This window comes from Peptoniphilus sp. (genome assembly GCF_022767005.1).
In the GTDB taxonomy this organism is placed as follows: Bacteria; Bacillota; Clostridia; order Tissierellales; family Peptoniphilaceae; genus Peptoniphilus_A.
Map to the genome: position 1 here is coordinate 16,849 of NZ_JALEOV010000092.1, position 16,696 is coordinate 33,544.

The following is a 16,696-nucleotide window of genomic DNA, read 5'->3' on the forward strand; positions in this document are numbered from 1 at the left end:
TATTATCTAAACATTTCGTACATCACAATTGCCGCTGCAACTGATGCGTTGAGAGAATCAAAGTCAGAAAAATTTGGAATAGTGATGATTTTGTCAGAATTTTTCAAAACATTTTTGGAAACGCCCTTGCCTTCGTTTCCTATAACTATGGCAACTTTACCTGAGAAGTCGCATTGTCTTATGTCTTCACCTTCTAAGTCTGTTGCGTAAATCCAAAACCCTGCATCCTTTAATTTTTCTATCGCTTGAGAAATATTTGTAACTTTTGAGACATCTATGTCGTAAATTGCGCCAGCAGATGCCTTTACAACAGTGTCATTAACTGTGGATGCTCTTCTATTTGGAAAAATAATGGCATCTACTCCAAAAAAGTTTGAACTTCTTGCAATTGCACCAAAATTGTGTGGATCTTCAATTTTATCCAAGATGAAAATCTTCGCATTTTCTTTGCCTTTAAGTTTATTTATAAGTTCTTCAAGTTCAATGAATTCAAAATCACTTACTAAAGCCACAACTGCTTGGTGATTTTTTGTGCCAGCAAGTTCTTCCAATTTTTCATTATCACTTGTAACTGTGGGCACTTTTAAATCTCTTGCCATTCCAATAATTTTTTTTATGGAACCAGTGGCATTTTTCCCAATATAAATTTTTTCTACTTCTTCATTTTTTAAAGCCTCAATAACTGGACCTCTTCCATAAATATATTTCATTTTAAATTCTTAAACTTCTCTCTAATTTCTGTTGCTTTGCCACAAGTCATTTTGCCTTCTGGGCATGGACCTGTAACACAAGCTGGACCTTCGTCTTTAAATAAAAGCGGTGCAACTTCCTTTACTTCTCTTAACATTTCTGTGGCAAGCTCTCTTATTTCCCATTGAGCCCTTTCACAACATCTAACTGTAAAGAAGTGTTGAAGTGTTCTCACATTCATAGTTACAACAATTTTTGTCTCACAAGCATTTGGAAATACATATCTCGCATCTTCAATGGACATTTTTTCCACAGCTTTTTTTGCCTTTTCTTCATCCATTCCCTTTTCCATAAGAGGTTTTGCATTTTCATTTACGAGAATCTCTACTAATTTATCGTAATCTTCTTGGTCTCTTTTCATTGCTTCTATGAAAATCTTCTTTGCCTCTTCGTTTTTTTCAATTTGTGGTGGAATAATGTATTCAAAACTGTCTAGCTTTACATACCTTTGTGATTGTTGTGAATAGGATGCAATTCTGTGTCTTACAAGTTGATGAGTAAGTGTCCTAGAAACACCTTCAATTGCAAAGGTAAAGCTAACGTGTTCAAGTGGTGAAAGGTGAGAAAAAGACATAAGCCTATTTAAAAATTTTTCTGTAGATTCTTCTGTCAAATTTTCTGTAATTTCTTCAACGCCAACTCTTGAATAGCAAAGTTTTGCTGCAGCAGCAATGGTTTTATCTGGGTCCATTGTGTGTGAAATAATTTTTACCTTCATTTAGTCATCTCCTTAAATATTTCCCTGATTCTTTCGTATTTCTTTAAAAGATAGAGATAACCAAAGAGCGCCTCAACTCCTGTTGCTATCCTATAATCTATTGGGTCAGCATTTTTGGGAATTGTATGAGATTTAGCATTTCTTCCTCTTTTAAAGACTTTAAATTCTTCCTCTGTAAGTTTGTATTCTATATTTTTAAAAAGTTCTTTCTGTGATTTTGCACGAACAAATTTAATACTTTCTCTGTGAAGCTTATTTGGATTTTTGCGGGCATCGAGTATTTCACTTCTAACTAAAATTTCAAAACAAGCATCGCCAATATATGCAAGTGCAAGGGGGCTAAGCTCTCGAACTTCGCCCTCTGTATAATTTTTAACTTCTAAAAAACTTAAATTCTCTTCCAAGTTGTTCCACTTCTCGTATCTTCTATTTCAACGCCCATTTTCTTTAGTTTATCTCTAATTTCATCAGATTTGGCAAAATCTTTATTCTTTCTAGCTTCATTTCTTTCTTCAATTAGTTTTTCAATGTCCTCAGAAATTTCTTCTCTCTCGCCTTCCATAATTCCCAAAACTCTTGTAAGTTTCTTTAAAAGTTCTAAAGTTTTTTCTAGCATTTCCTTAGAATTATTTTCGTCAAGATTTAAGTTAATATCCTTTACTAAGTCGAAAATTGCAGTAATGGCATCAGCTGTGTTTAGATCATCATCCATGGCATTTTCAAACTTTTCAACGTGCTTGTCAAAGGATTTATATAATTTTTCTTCTTCTGCTGAAATTTTTTCTACACTTGATTTTTCTATTGCATCTTCAAGTTTATACTTTGCATTGTATAGCCTCTTGCTTGAATTTTTTGTTTGTTCCATAACTTCTCTTGAAAAATTAATTGGTGAACGATATTGAGTCGTCAAAAGGAAAAATCTCAAAACCTCAAGGTCAAATTCTTTTGCAACTTCTCTTACTGTAAAGAAATTGCCCTTAGATTTAGACATTTTTTCGTTGTCAACTGTAATCATTCCATTGTGTAGCCAATAATTTGCAAAAGGCACTCCATTGCAAGTTTCTGATTGTGCAATTTCATTTTCATGGTGTGGGAATTGTAAGTCTTCGCCACCAGTGTGGATGTCAATATTGTCGCCGATAAGATCCTTTGCCATTACTGAACATTCAATATGCCAACCAGGTCTACCTTCTCCCCAAGGTGCTTTCCAAAAAGGTTCCCCCTCTTTTTTGTTTTTCCAAAGTGCAAAGTCCATTGGATTTCTTTTGTTGTCGTTGATGTCAACTCTATGACCAGAAATTAAATCTTCAATATTTTTCTTTGAAAGCTTGCCATAATCCTTAGCATAGCTTATGTCAAAATAAACATCTCCATTGGATACATAGGCAGCTTTCTTGTCTATTAAAGTCTTAATAAAGGCAATAATTTCATTTATATGTTCTGTCGCCCTTGGATTTAGTGTTTCATAATCGTAAAGGTGAAGTCCATTTGCATCTTTTTTAAATTCTTTAATAAATCTCTCTGAAATGTCAGTTACTGTTACACCTTCATCATTTGCCCTGTTTATAATTTTATCGTCAATATCTGTAAAATTAACAACAAATTTTACCTTTAAACCTTTATACTCAAAATATCTTCTCAAAGTATCGAATACAACAAGGGGTCTAGCATTGCCAACGTGAATAAAGTTATATACTGTTGGCCCGCAATTGTATATTCCAACTTCGCCTTCTTTAATTGGCACAAAATCCTCTTTTTTTCTCGTTAAAGTATTGTATAATTTCATAAGTCCTCCTATAAAAAAACGCCTCAATCGAGACGATTATTTAAAAATACCTTCAAAAAATTTTTCGTAGTAATCCAATCCTATAAAAGTTTTGTCTTCAATCATTTTCTTTATCTTTGCTGGATCCGCAATATCAACAGCCATTACCTCTTCAGCTTGAAGAGTAATATCATCTAGGGAAATATTTTTGTGTACCAGATAAATATAAAAAATTGTGTTTTTATCTATGATGATCCTCTTTAAGCGAAGTTCATCAGAATCAATGTCAATTCCAAGTTCTTCCTTAAACTCTCTAATCATGCCTTCCTTTGGCGTCTCTCCTGAAATAACAGATCCACCTGCAGAGCAGTACCACATTCCAGCAAAAGATTTTTTCTCGAGGGCTCTCCTTTGAATTATAAAATTACCATCATCTCTTAAAATCCAGCCTTCAACAATAATATGATATTCGTTATTTTTTAACCGCTCGCCTTTTCTAATGACGCGTCTCTTCCATTTTCCCTTTTTATTATATACATCCCAATATTCCACGACAAAACTCCTTATGATTATTTTACACCATTTAGTAGTTTTTTAAAAGATGAAGAATGCTTTATTTAACCAAATCTTAGCTTTAAATAAAAATATTGTTAATTATTTTATATGCAAAATATCTATGCTTAGCCTTTACCTTTACAACATAAAGTAACAAAAAAGAAGTTGCCACATTTAGTTAGCAACTTCTTTTTGACTTATATTTCTTCTAAATATTTATTTAATAATTTGTAGGAAGCTTCTTCATCTACGGTACTAATTAGTCCAGCTGATGATAAAATATATCTTTTATCTAAATAATACTTTATCTTCCTATTGATTAGATATTTATCGTCTAAATCCTCTATTGCTGAGAGAATTTTTTTCGGCTCATTGGAATTAATGAGGGATCCACCAGTTCCGATAAACATTTCAGCCGGTCTTAAATCCTTCCCGTATTGTTCATAAATCGTCCTAGTAGGAGTTTTGACTTTTTTTATGTGACCAATATGTCTCATAAGTGAAGTGTGTGTAGCAATATAACATAGGACATTGTCAAAAAATAAATCTTCGTCATTATCTGGAATATAACTCGTGTGATTAAAACGATACTCTGTTTTTTCCTTTGCGTCCTTTATTCCAAAGGAAAGGAAAGGTTCTTCACCAACTGATTCATAAAGAGCAGTTGCTGAATATCTCATGCCCATATCGCCTTCCACAGTTCTCTTCTCAAAAGGTTCTTCAATTGGAGGTGAGATTACATTTTCTTCTCCATAATATGTTTTGCCAATTGAATGAATGTCTGTCGTTGCTCCTCCAATATCCACAGATAAAATAACTTTATCCAAATATTTCGCATAGACTGACATTGCCTTTTGAACTGCAACTGGAGTTGGCAAGAGTATTTCAAAATCTCTGCTGAGCAAATCAATTCCCTTAGCATGAGCAATTGTCTTTATAAAAAGGTCGCCAATTGTCTTTCTAAGAGGCCTATAATTTATTGTATTTGTAGTTGGCATTACATTTTCTGTGAAGTCACAAGGAACATTTCCCTTTTGGAAGATGTCCCTTATTTCTTCATGGGCGTCAATATTACCTGCCACTACAACTGGCGTATTAATACATCCCTTTGCAAGTTTTTTTGCATTGAAAATGATATTTTCTTTATTTCCGTGATCAGTGCCGCCACATAAAACTATAATATCAGCACCAGAATTTTTAATTTCATCTACATACTCGTCAGTGAGCTCGTAAGAGTATACCTTTAAAATTCTGGCACCACTAGATAATGATGCAAGCCTTGCAGCATCAGTGGTAAGATTTTTTGAAAATCCTATTGCTACAACTTTTAGTCCTCCAGATGCTGAAGAGCAACCTAATATTTTATCATACTTAACTTCAGTAACTTCACTTAATTTTTTAAAGGCATTGTTAAAACCTTCTCTGACATCAGTTTCTACAGTAGTGTAACTAGATGCACTCCCGAGAATTTCATTTTTATCAGTATCCACTAAATTAAGCTTAGTGTAAGTTGATCCAACATCGACTAAAAGATATTTCATGCTAATTTTTCATCTACAACTTTCATAATTTCAGCGTGGTTTTTTTCCACAACTTTTCTTGTATCAGCCATTTTTTCTTCTAATTCATGTCTGTAATCTTGATCCTTAAGTGAGTTTAAGTTGATGATTACATTTAAGAAAGCTCCGTGAACTGCAGCTTCAATATTTAATAAAGCTACTGCAACATCAGTGATTGCATTTGAATTTCCTTTTTCAGCTAATTCTCTAGCATAGTCATAAAGTTCTGTAACTTTAACCCCAAGTCCTAGAGGTACATCAATTGCATTTCTGTAACCTTCTTGAATTTTTTCAGATCTAGCTTTCTTTTCTTCTTCCGTTTCCTTTGGAAGCTTCATGGCGTCCATAACTCCGTTAAAAGAGTTAGCGTCTTTATCAATGCCACTTACAAATTCATCTTTATATTTTAATAATTCAGCTTGAATTTCTTCCATTCTATCAGAAACGTCAATATATTTTTTCTTCCCACTAGTTAAACCTGCAACCATTGCAAGAAGTGAAGCAGCCATTGATGCATTAAGTGCAGCAATAGAGCCACCTCCTGGTGCTGGTGAATTTGAAGCAGTCTCATCTGCGAATTCTACTATAGTTAAATCTTTAAGCATTTTTCCTCCTAGAATAATCCAGTGATAACTCCGTCATTATCTATATCCATTTTATTTGCAGCTGGTACCTTTGGAAGTCCAGGCATTACCATAATGTTAGATGTTTGAACAACTATAAATCCTGCTCCTGCTGAAACTCTTACATCTTGTATTTCTATATCAAAGTCAGTAGGTGCTCCCATTATGTTTTTATCATCTGTAAATGAGAATTGTGTCTTAGCTACACAAATAGGAAGTTTATCAAGTCCAAGTTCTTCAAGTTTTTTAACTTGTTTTTTAGCGGCAGTAGTAAATTTAGCTTGTCTACCTCTATAAATTTCTTTAACAATTGTATTTACTTTATCAACTATGCTGTCATTTTCATCGTAAATAGGTTTGAAATCAGCTTTTTCTTCGTCGATTAATTCAACAACTTGTTTAGCTAAATCTTCTGCTCCTTCTCCACCTTTTGCGAAACATTCGCAAAGTGAAATTCTAACTCCAAGTTCTTTACAAAGTTCTTCTAATTTTGCTATTTCAGCTTCTGTGTCATCAGCAAATTTGTTGATTGCAATAATAGCTGGTACGCCAAATTTTTTGACATTTTCAACATGACGTCTTAAATTAGCAAATCCCTTTTCAAGTGCTTCAATATTTTCAGTCTTTAGTTCTTTTTTGTCTACTCCTCCGTGCATTTTAAGAGCTTTAATTGTAGCTACTATAACTACTGCATCTGGAGAAAGGCCAGACATTCTACATTTTATGTCCATGAATTTTTCTGCACCAAGGTCAGCACCGAAACCTGCTTCTGTAACTGCGTAATCACTAGTGTTAAGTGCAAGTTTTGTAGCTAATATTGAGTTACATCCATGAGCAATATTTGCGAAAGGTCCACCATGAATAAAGGCAGGTGTATTTTCAAGGGTTTGAACTAGGTTTGGTTTTAATGCATCTTTAAGAAGCATTGCAACTGCTCCTTGGATTTCTAGATCTGCAACTGTAACAGGATCTCCATCAAGGTTGTATCCAATTATCATTCTTGCTATTCTATTTTTTAAGTCTTCAATGTTTTCTGAAAGACAAAGAACAGCCATTATTTCAGATGCAACAGTTATCATGAAGTGGTCTTCTCTAGGGAAACCATCAGCTTTCTTGCCGAGAGAAATAACTACATTTCTAAGAGATCTGTCGTTCATATCAAGAACTCTATTCCAAGTAATTTGTCTTGCATCAATTCTTAGAGCATTGCCTTGGTGAATGTGGTTATCAATGCAAGCTGAAATAAGGTTATTTGCAGCTGTCATTGCATGAAGATCTCCAGTAAAGTGCAAGTTAATATCTTCCATTGGAACTACTTGTGAATATCCGCCACCTGCAGCTCCACCTTTAACTCCAAATACTGGTCCAAGGGATGGTTCTCTAAGTGCTACTGCAGATTTTTTTCCAATTCTATTAAGGCCTTGAGTAAGTCCAATAGAAACTGTTGATTTACCTTCGCCAGCTGGTGTTGGGCTAATTGCGGAAACTAAAATTAGTTTTCCGTATTCATTTTCTTTATCAATTTTTTTGATAGCTTCCCAAGATATTTTTGCTTTATATTTTCCATATTGTTCTAAATCGTCTTTTTCAAGACCAATTTTAGCAGCAACTTCTTCAATAGGAAGCATTGTTGCTTCATCAGCTATTTGTATGTCTGTTTTAAATGCCATATATTTAATTACTCCTCAATTAATAATGTTTCAAGAACTTGTTCTTGTTTGAATCCTTCAATTTGCATATAGTAAGCTGCTGAATCAACTAGAGCTTGTAGTGGAAGAAGTCCAATAAGTTCAGTGTTGACAACAGTTACGCCGTATCTCTTAGCTTCTGATTTTACCATTTCAAGAGCTTGATAAATTGCAGTTTTTTCAAAGTTTACTAGGTTCATTGATACTTGAGTTTGACCTTTTTCTTCAAGTTCAAGTCCAATAGCCTTAACAAATCTAAGTCCTCCACCAATGTGACGAACAGTTTTTGCAATTTTATCAGCAATAGCTAAATCACTAGTGTTTAAGTTAACGTTGAATGCAACTAAATGGAATCTTGCTGCAACAGCAGTAGCTCCTGATTTTACATTCATTTCTTGAGGGCCAAAGTCTGGTTTCCATTCTTCTTCCTTAATTTTTTCGAAGAATCCTTCGTATTGTCCTTTTCTAACTTTTGCTAGATTTTTTCTTTCTGGAGTGGAAGCTGCATCTTCATATAGATAAACAGGAATTCCCATATCGCCAATTGCTTTACCAACTTTTTTAGCGTATTCAACACATTCTTCAGTAGTACATTCAGTTACAGGAACGAAAGGTACAACGTCAACAGCTCCCATTCTTGGGTGAGCTCCCTTGTGTTTTGACATATCAATAATTTCAGTAGCAACTTTTACAGATTCAATAACTGCATCTATAACTGCTTCTGGTTCTCCAATTACTTCAACAACTAGTCTATTGTGGTCAGCATCTGGTTGATAATCGATTAATTTAATATTTTCCTTTGCTCTAAAGCATTCTGTGATTTGTTCAACTTTCTTAAGGTCTCTACCTTCAGAATAGTTTGGAATACACATTACTCTTTTCAAATGATTTCCTCCTATATGTTATTTAAACTTTTTTCTTACCTTACATATTATATATGATGTTTCTTAATTATTAAAGTTCTACTACCTTTTCTACTTCTTCAAGAAGTTTTCCAGAATTAATTAATTCTTGAGCTTTTTCAAGTTCTTCGTAAATTTCAATCTTAGAATCTTCTTCGATAAATGCTACTTTATTTCTAATTACATCGTGAGCAACTTTTGTACCTTTACCAAGTTCAAATTTGTTATCTTCCATTTCCATTCTGAAGTCAAGAGCTTGAGCTGCTATCATAAGTTCAGTAGTTAAAATTCTTGCAGTATTTTTAACAACTTCTCTTGCTTTTCTTGAACCCCAATTACCCATAGAAACGAAATCTTCTTGGTTTTCACAAGATGTTATAGAGTCAACACTTGCTGGGTGAGATAGTGTTTTGTTTTCAGATGCTAATGCAGCTGCAGCGTATTGAGTAATCATAAATCCGGAATTAAGTCCTGGGTGTTTAACTAGGAATGAAGGCATTCCAGAAAGTGTAGTGTTAACCATTCTTTCAATTCTTCTTTCAGAAATATTGCCAAGTTCAGAAACTGCAATTGCTAAGAAGTCAAATGGTTGAGCCATTAATTCTCCATGGAAGTTACCACCAGAAATTACTTTGCCATCGTGAGTGATAATTGGGTTGTCTGTTGCAGAGTTAAGTTCAATTTCAACTTTTTCTTTAACATATTCAAGAGTATCTTTAGAAGCTCCGTGAACTTGTGGCATACATCTAAATGTATAAGCATCTTGAACTCTAAGTTCAGCAGTGTGAGTTACATAAGTTGAACCTTCAAGAATATTTCTTAAATTTTCAGCAGTCTTTAATGAACCAGCGTGTGGTCTAATTGTGTGAAGTTCTTCCCAGAATGCGTCGATAATTCCTCTTGAAGATTCACAAGACATTGCTCCTGCGATGTCAGCAATCTTAGAAAGTTGAAGTGCATCGTAAAGTGCAAGTGCTCCAGTTGCAGTAAGAACTGTAGTACCATTGATTAGTGCAAGACCTTCTTTTGCTGCAAGTGCAATTGGCTCAAGACCAGCTTTTTGCATAGCTTCTTTGCCTGGAAGAAGTTCTCCTTCATAATAAGCTTTGCCAAGTCCAAGCATTGGAAGAACCATGTGTGCAAGTGGTGCTAAGTCTCCAGATGCGCCAAGAGATCCTTTTTCAGGAATAAATGGAACAACATTTCTATTTAACATTTCAAGAAGTAATTCAATAGTAGAAAGTCTAATACCTGAAACTCCCTTTAACAATGAGTTAATTCTAATAAGCATAACTGCTCTTACTTCGTCTTCAGGAAGTGGATTGCCAAATCCAGAAGCATGAGTTCTAATAATATTTTCTTGAAGTTGAGCTGAATCTTCTTTAGAAATACTTACTCTTGAAAGAGAACCAAATCCTGTGTTGATTCCATATACTACTCTTTCTTCTTCTACAATTTCTTCTACGTATCTTCTTGATTTTTCTACATCAGCGATTGCTCTTTCGTCGATTTCAGCCTTTACGTGATTTCTTGTTACGGCTACTAATTGTTCTAGGTCTAGATCATTACCTGTTAATACTACTTTGTTCATAATTGTACTCCCTTTCTTTTAATTGATTACATTTTACTTACTAATTCAAAAGAAAATATAAAGATGAAGATTATGTCATCCTTTGAAAAGCAGTTACTATAAAAACTTTCTTGCATAAGCAAACTTTATATATTTGCAAATGTTTTCTACCATGATTCTATTCCAAATATAAATTATTGTCAATAACTTTATCTGAAATTAAACTCTTTCACTTAAAAAAATACAATTTTTTATCTCTTTTTTTTAGTAATATGTTCCTCTGATTTCTCGCTTGAAACAATACTCAATCAATATTTATAATGAATATTTACATTTTAAAAAATAATTTAAAAAAATCTAAGATGTTCTAACATTATTTATTTTTATCTATGAATGTTGCTGTTTTAATTTCCAGGAAATTATTTCAATAAAAAATGACCTCCTAAGTTGGTTTTTTAGGTCCAACCTTTGGAGGCCATTCAAATTTTTAAAGCACCTTTGCTAAAAAATTTTGAGTTCTTTCATTTTTTGGATTGCCAAAAACTTCTTCTGGACTTCCTTCTTCGACAATGTAACCATCGTCCATGAATAAAATTCTATCGCCGACTTCTCTCGCAAATCCCATTTCGTGAGTTACAACTACCATGGTCATCCCTTTTTTTGCAAGGTCTTTCATTATGTCAAGCACTTCTCCTACCATTTCTGGATCAAGAGCAGATGTAGGTTCGTCAAAAAGCATTACTTTTGGATTCATGGCAAGTGCTCTTGCAATTGCAATTCTTTGTTTTTGTCCTCCAGATAAAGATTTTGGGTAAGAATCTCTTTTATCTGGAAGTCCAACACTTTCTAAGAGTTCCATTGCCTTTTTTTCTGCTTCCTCTTTTTCAATTTTCTTTACGAGAGTTGGTGCAAGAGTTATGTTGTCAATTATGTTTAAATTGTTGAATAAATTAAAGGATTGGAATACCATTCCCATTTCTTCACGAACTTTATTTATATCAATATTCTTTGAAGTGATTTCTTCATCGTCAACAAAAATTTTGCCACTTGTCGGCTCTTCTAAAAGATTTAAACATCTAAGAAAAGTTGATTTGCCTGAACCTGATGGTCCTATCACAACTACTACTTCTCCATCTTCTATTACTTGATTTATTCCCTTTAGGACTTCAAGTTTTCCAAAGGATTTAGTCAAATTTTCTACCTTAATCATTTGCAAGTCTCCTTTCCAAAAGTCCCATTGCTTTAGACAAGCTAAAGGTCATTATAAAGTAAATGCAAGCTGCAAATATAAAAGGTCTTACAAGTTCAAACGTAGCTGAAGATATGCTCTTCCCTGCGTACATCAATTCTCCAACTCCAACTGTGTAAGTTATTGAAGACTCCTTAATAAGCGTTATGAATTCATTTACGAGTGCAGGCAATATATTTTTTATTGCTTGTGGCATTATTACTTTTATCATCGCTTGTTTTTTATTTAGTCCAAGTGATCTTGCCGCTTCCATTTGTCCAGAGTCAACTGAAGATATACCAGATCTTATAATTTCTGCAACATAGGCAGCTGAGTTTAAACTTATTGATAATGAACATAAAAACATCGGTGCAGTTAAAAGTGTAAATTGTTCTGGTATTATTTTTTTTAGTCCAAAATATACAATCATAATTTGCACTAACATTGGCGTTCCTCTTACGATTTCTATATAGATACTCGAAAGTATATTTAATATTTTTATTTTTGATATCTTCATTAGTGCAAGTATTATTCCAATGGTAAAACCTAAGAGAACTCCAATTATTGAAAGTTCAATTGTGGTTACTGCTCCATTTAAATAGGTAGGAAGATATCTACTTGCGAAAGCAAATTGTTTTGCTATAATTCCCATATTATCCCTTTCCATTTTAAAATTAAAAATTCCCCACAAAATGCAGGGAATATTTAATTACTATTTAATAGCTTCTTTGTTAGATAGTTCAATATACTCATCAAACCATTTTTCCATTTGGCCTAAATCTTTTAATCCTTTAATAACTTCGTTAACAGCTTTCGTTAAATCGTCATTGCCCTTTTTTACAGCTACTGCAAATCCACTTTCATCTGGAATTCCTAAATTATCTATAATAACAAGTCCATCTGTTATTGAAGCAAATTGTTTTGCTGGAAGTTCAGATAAGAAAGCTGCATCAATTGATTTGTTTTTAAGTTGTTCAATGATTACATTGTTTAAATCGAATCCCTTGCAGTTGTCTCCAAACTTTTCTGTCGCAAATTTTTGTTGAAGTGAACCAAGCTGTGTGCCAATAATTTTTCCATTTAAATCATCAAAAGTTTTAAATTTATCTTTGTTTTCTTCTGTTACTAGTAAAACTTGTTTACCCTTTGAGTATTCGTCAGAAAAGTCAACTTGTTTCTTTCTTTCGTCATCTGCGCCCATTCCTGCAAGAACCATGTCCACATCTCCAGCTTTAAGAGAACCAAGAAGTCCTTCGAAAGCCATATTTTTTACTTCAAGCTTAACGCCAAGCGAATCAGCAATTGCTTGTGCAAGTGCAATATCCACACCTTGATATTTTTCTGAACCATCTTGGAAAGATGTCCATTCCATTGGTGGAAAATCTGCTGAAGTTCCAAGAACTATTTTGCCCTTTTCTTTAATGGCATCAATTGTAGGTCCAGTAGTTGCCACTTCAACTTTTATCTTTTCCTTTGTTTCTGACTTTTTTTCTTCTTTTTTTCCACATCCAAATAAAAATAAAACTGTCATTGCTATAATTGCAATATTAAAAATTTTCTTTTTCATAAGTCCTCCGATTTTTTATAAATAGTTCTTTAAAGCTCTCGCTTTGATTTTAAAAAACATTATAACTCAAAAACAATTCATTTTCAATTGTTTTCATTACTTTATTTAATTAAAATTCTAAAAGATCCTGTGCTGGAATATTTTCTATTGATTGAACTGGATTTTCTTCTATAGTTTTTTTCTCTTCTTTAGGTTTTTGTTCTGTCGGTGGATTTATTACTTCTTTTTTAACTCTTGAATATTGATAAACTCCCCAACTTTCAAGCTCATTATCTGTTCCTATCCAAACTGGTGCACCTATATACATATTTGGAAACACATAGTTTTCTACATCGTAGTTAAACATTCTTATGCATCCATTGGAATAATAACCGCCAATTTGATTAGGTTTAATATTTCCATGAATTCCATATCCACTTGCTCCAGGAATACTTAAACCCATCCACCTTTCTCCTAAAGGATTGTTAGGGTCATCCGCTTTTGCAGGTTGGTATTTTCCATTCATTCCACCCCACGCTGGATTTTTATGCATATTTTGAATTTTCCCCTTAGCTGATGGTGTCGGCGTGGCATTTGTTCCTAAAGTTACAGGATATTTTCCAATGGACTTATCGCCATTATACATTGTGAGAATTCTCCTAGATTTATTTATTACAATCCACTTACCCTTAGTTGGTGGATTGGCAATCATGTCGTAAGCTTCATAATTTTCAGTGTATAAAGCCTTATTAGTCTTTTCATTAATTGCACCAGTCACTGGTAAGTTCATGCTAGCTTGCCATCTTTTTAATTCATCTCTTTTTTCCACGCCACTTTTATCCATAAAATTATTTTGTCTAACAAAGCCCTTCGCAAATACAAAATTTGGCAATAAACTTGCAGCTAAAATAAAAATTCCAATTTTTTTAATTTTATTCAAATTAACCCTCCAATTTGCCCTTTAAAAATTCTCCAGTATATGAATTTTTACATTTTATAATCTCTTCAGGTGTTCCAGTAAATATAACCTCTCCTCCACCTTCTCCGCCTTCAGGTCCAAGATCTATAATGTAGTCAGCGCATTTAATTACATCTAAATTATGTTCAATTGTAATTACAGTGTTACCTCTGTCTACAAGTTCCTCTAAAACTTTTATAAGTTTATTTATATCTTCAGAGTGAAGACCAGTTGTTGGCTCATCTAGAATGTAAAGAGTTCTTCCCGTAGCTCTCTTAGAGAGCTCTGTTGCAAGTTTAATTCTTTGTGCCTCTCCACCTGATAAAAGTGTAGAACTTTGTCCAAGCTTAATATAAGATAATCCTACATCTCTTAGAGTTTCCAGTTTTCGCAACACTCTCTCGTGATTTTGAAAATAGTCAATGGCTTCTTCTACTGTCATATCAAGCACATCGTAAATATTTTTGCCCTTGTACTTAACTTCAAGAGTTTCACGATTGTATCTCTTTCCATGACAAACTTCACATGGAACATATACGTCAGATAAAAAGTGCATTTCAACTTTTAATATTCCGTCACCTTTACAAGCTTCACATCTTCCACCCTTTACATTAAAGGAAAATCTTCCTTTTTTGTATCCACGCATCTTTGCTTCATTAGTGTTTGCAAAAATATCTCTTATTATATCAAAGGCACCCGTGTATGTGGCAGGATTTGATCTCGGCGTTCTTCCTATTGGAGATTGGTCGATGTCTACAATTTTGTCAATATTCTCCAATCCCTCAATTCTTTCGTGTTTTCCCGGTTTTATTCTCGATTTATTTATTTTTTGTGCAAGACTTTTATACAAAATTTCATTTACAAGTGAGGACTTGCCTGACCCAGAAACTCCAGTTACGCAAATAAATTCGCCAAGAGGAAATTCCACGTCAATATTTTTTAAATTATTTTCACGCGCACCAATTACCTTTATTGTTTTGCCATTGGACTTTCTTCTCACTTTTGGAACTTCAATTTTCCTTCTACCACTTAAATAGGCTCCAGTAATTGATTCCTCCACTTTCATAATTTCTTCAGCTGTCCCTTGTGCAACTATTCTTCCACCATTTACTCCTGCAAGTGGTCCAATATCCACAATTTCATCGGCAGCAAACATTGTGTCTTCATCGTGCTCTACAACTATTAAAGTATTTCCTATATCCGTCAAATTTCTCAGTGATTTCAAAAGTTTTGCATTATCCCTTTGATGAAGACCTATGCTTGGCTCGTCAAGCACGTAAATAACTCCTACGAGTTGTGAACCAATTTGTGTTGCTAGCCTAATTCTTTGAGCTTCTCCTCCAGAAAGAGTTCCTGCCATTCGTGAAAGTGATAAATATTCAAGACCAACATTTATCAAAAATTCAAGTCGTGATTTTATCTCCTTCAATAATTCTTCGGCAATAATCATTTCGTTTTTTGTGAGTTTTATATTTTCGAAAAATTGCAATGCTTTGTCAATAGAAAGTTCTGTAAGTTCAAAAATATTTAATCCTCCAACTTTTATGGCAAGAGAAGAAGCTTTAAGTCTTGTTCCATGGCATTTTGGACAAGGCACTTCTTCAAAAAATTCATCTATTCTATCGAGCATTTTTTCCGAACTTGACTCCGTATATCTCCTCTTTAAATTTTTTAAAATTCCTTCAAAACCTCCAGAGTATTTTTTTTCTCCCGAAAAAAATGAATTAAAAGAAAAGCTCAATTTACCACTATAACCATTAAATATTGCATCTAAAAATTCTTCTGGTGCATTTTTTATTGGTTCCTTCGTTGAAAATTTAAACTTCTTTGCAATTCCAGAAATTATTTCATAATAATAAGTTCCCTTGGAGTTTGAATAACAAGCAATGGCTCCTTCATCTATTGAAAGCTCCTTGTTTGGAATTACTAAATCCCTTGAAACTTCCTTAGAAAATCCAAGTCCTTTACACTCGTCACAAGCACCAAGAGGCGAGTTAAAGGAAAAGGACCTTGGAGTAACTTCTTCTATTATAATATTGCAGTGAGGGCAGGCAAATTTTGTCGAGAAAATTAAATCTTCCCCACCAATTACATTTATTTTTGCAATGCCGTCGCTTAAATTTGTTGCAATTTCAAGTGAATCTGCAAGCCTAGACTCGATTTTTTCTTTTACAATTATTCTGTCGACAACAATATCTATGTCATGGTTTTTATTTTTATCCAATTCAAATTCTTCAGAAATATCCTGCATTTCCCCATCGACAATTACTCTTAAAAAGCCTTCTTTTTTTATCTTTTCAAAAACCTTTTTATGTTGTCCCTTTCTATGCCTTACAACTGGTGAAAGGATTTGAATTTTAGTTCTTTCATTTAATTTCATAATTTCGTCGACCATTTGGTCAATTGTGTAGGAAGAAATCTCCCTGCCACATTCAGGACAGTAGGCATGTCCTACTCTTGCATAGAGCAATCTTAGGTAATCGTAAATTTCTGTAACTGTTCCCACAGTCGACCTTGGATTTTTTGATGTAGTCTTTTGGTCAATGGAAATTGACGGACTCATTCCCTCTATATAGTCCACTTCTGGTTTATCCATTTGTCCCAAAAATTGTCTTGCATAGGAAGACAATGACTCAACATATCTCCTCTGACCTTCGGCATAGATTGTGTCAAAGGCAAGTGATGACTTCCCTGAGCCAGAAAGTCCAGTGAAAACTACAAACTTATTTCTTGGGATCTTTAAATCAACATTTTTTAAATTGTTGACTCTCGCTCCCTTTACTATTATTTCATCTTTCAATATAACACCTCATTAAAGAAGGGCAGTCTTTTTC

General features: G+C 33.7%; 15 protein-coding genes. All 15 read right to left on the minus strand.

Features of this window, described 5'->3' with window-relative positions:
* Positions 1–2: 2 nt before the first annotated feature.
* The 15 genes from rlmB to uvrA all read right to left on the minus strand — a co-directional run bounded on the left by rlmB (position 3) and on the right by uvrA (position 16,665).
* Positions 3–710, minus strand: coding sequence for a 23S rRNA (guanosine(2251)-2'-O)-methyltransferase RlmB (rlmB, locus tag MR285_RS06875; protein WP_293559378.1), 708 nt, complete (start codon positions 708–710; stop codon positions 3–5).
* Positions 707–1,468, minus strand: coding sequence for an FAD-dependent thymidylate synthase (thyX, locus tag MR285_RS06880; RefSeq protein ID WP_293559380.1), 762 nt, complete (start codon positions 1,466–1,468; stop codon positions 707–709). The genes rlmB and thyX overlap by 4 nt, the downstream gene beginning before the upstream one ends.
* Positions 1,465–1,872 (minus strand): ribonuclease III domain-containing protein, encoded by a 408-nt coding sequence (locus MR285_RS06885; RefSeq protein ID WP_293559382.1) that lies wholly within the window; start codon positions 1,870–1,872, stop codon positions 1,465–1,467. The genes thyX and MR285_RS06885 overlap by 4 nt, the downstream gene beginning before the upstream one ends.
* Positions 1,857–3,254: a cysteine--tRNA ligase gene (gene cysS, locus MR285_RS06890; protein WP_293559384.1), complete on the minus strand. Its 1,398-nt coding sequence runs from the start codon at positions 3,252–3,254 to the stop codon at positions 1,857–1,859. The genes MR285_RS06885 and cysS overlap by 16 nt, the downstream gene beginning before the upstream one ends.
* Before the next feature lie 36 nt (positions 3,255–3,290).
* Entirely contained in the window at positions 3,291–3,785 is a 495-nt protein-coding gene (locus MR285_RS06895; protein ID WP_293559386.1) for an NUDIX domain-containing protein, read from the minus strand.
* Between the two features lie 200 nt (positions 3,786–3,985).
* The gene (gene glmL / locus MR285_RS06900; RefSeq protein WP_293559388.1) at positions 3,986–5,329 is read right to left on the minus strand and encodes a methylaspartate mutase accessory protein GlmL; all 1,344 of its coding nucleotides are present in this window, start codon (positions 5,327–5,329) and stop codon (positions 3,986–3,988) included.
* Entirely contained in the window at positions 5,326–5,952 is a 627-nt protein-coding gene (locus MR285_RS06905; RefSeq protein ID WP_293559390.1) for a cyclodeaminase/cyclohydrolase family protein, read from the minus strand. The genes glmL and MR285_RS06905 overlap by 4 nt, the downstream gene beginning before the upstream one ends.
* A gap of 8 nt (positions 5,953–5,960) precedes the next feature.
* A complete protein-coding gene (locus tag MR285_RS06910) occupies positions 5,961–7,640 on the minus strand; it encodes a formate--tetrahydrofolate ligase (RefSeq protein ID WP_293559392.1) in 1,680 nt (559 codons plus the stop codon).
* 8 nt (positions 7,641–7,648) lie between these two features.
* On the minus strand, positions 7,649–8,542 hold the full coding sequence (gene ftcD / locus MR285_RS06915) for a glutamate formimidoyltransferase (protein ID WP_293559394.1): 894 nt from the start codon (positions 8,540–8,542) through the stop codon (positions 7,649–7,651).
* A 70-nt stretch (positions 8,543–8,612) separates the two neighbouring features.
* Positions 8,613–10,151 (minus strand): histidine ammonia-lyase, encoded by a 1,539-nt coding sequence (gene hutH, locus MR285_RS06920; protein ID WP_293559396.1) that lies wholly within the window; start codon positions 10,149–10,151, stop codon positions 8,613–8,615.
* 466 nt (positions 10,152–10,617) lie between these two features.
* Positions 10,618–11,340, minus strand: coding sequence for an amino acid ABC transporter ATP-binding protein (locus MR285_RS06925; protein ID WP_293559398.1), 723 nt, complete (start codon positions 11,338–11,340; stop codon positions 10,618–10,620).
* A complete protein-coding gene (locus MR285_RS06930; protein ID WP_293559404.1) occupies positions 11,333–12,010 on the minus strand; it encodes an amino acid ABC transporter permease in 678 nt (225 codons plus the stop codon). Before MR285_RS06930 ends, MR285_RS06925 begins: the two co-directional genes overlap by 8 nt.
* 60 nt (positions 12,011–12,070) lie before the next feature.
* A complete protein-coding gene (locus tag MR285_RS06935) occupies positions 12,071–12,925 on the minus strand; it encodes a transporter substrate-binding domain-containing protein (protein WP_293559400.1) in 855 nt (284 codons plus the stop codon).
* Positions 12,926–13,034: 109 nt separating this feature from the next.
* Positions 13,035–13,844, minus strand: a complete 810-nt coding sequence (locus MR285_RS06940; RefSeq protein ID WP_293559402.1) for a L,D-transpeptidase — start codon at positions 13,842–13,844, stop codon at positions 13,035–13,037.
* A 1-nt stretch (position 13,845) separates the two neighbouring features.
* Positions 13,846–16,665, minus strand: a complete 2,820-nt coding sequence (uvrA, locus tag MR285_RS06945) for an excinuclease ABC subunit UvrA (protein WP_293559406.1) — start codon at positions 16,663–16,665, stop codon at positions 13,846–13,848.
* Positions 16,666–16,696 lie beyond the last annotated feature (31 nt).

Excerpts from the sequence above, each read along its gene's own strand:
- thyX (WP_293559380.1), bottom strand. The coding sequence starts at position 1,468 with ATGAAGGTAAAAATTATTTCACACACAATGGACCCAGATAAAACCATT.
- glmL (WP_293559388.1), bottom strand. The coding sequence starts at position 5,329 with ATGAAATATCTTTTAGTCGATGTTGGATCAACTTACACTAAGCTTAAT.
- rlmB (WP_293559378.1), bottom strand. The coding sequence starts at position 710 with ATGAAATATATTTATGGAAGAGGTCCAGTTATTGAGGCTTTAAAAAAT.
- MR285_RS06930 (WP_293559404.1), bottom strand. The coding sequence starts at position 12,010 with ATGGGAATTATAGCAAAACAATTTGCTTTCGCAAGTAGATATCTTCCT.
- MR285_RS06910 (WP_293559392.1), bottom strand. The coding sequence starts at position 7,640 with ATGGCATTTAAAACAGACATACAAATAGCTGATGAAGCAACAATGCTT.
- MR285_RS06925 (WP_293559398.1), bottom strand. The coding sequence starts at position 11,340 with ATGATTAAGGTAGAAAATTTGACTAAATCCTTTGGAAAACTTGAAGTC.
- MR285_RS06935 (WP_293559400.1), bottom strand. The coding sequence starts at position 12,925 with ATGAAAAAGAAAATTTTTAATATTGCAATTATAGCAATGACAGTTTTA.
- cysS (WP_293559384.1), bottom strand. The coding sequence starts at position 3,254 with ATGAAATTATACAATACTTTAACGAGAAAAAAAGAGGATTTTGTGCCA.
- MR285_RS06905 (WP_293559390.1), bottom strand. The coding sequence starts at position 5,952 with ATGCTTAAAGATTTAACTATAGTAGAATTCGCAGATGAGACTGCTTCA.
- hutH (WP_293559396.1), bottom strand. The coding sequence starts at position 10,151 with ATGAACAAAGTAGTATTAACAGGTAATGATCTAGACCTAGAACAATTA.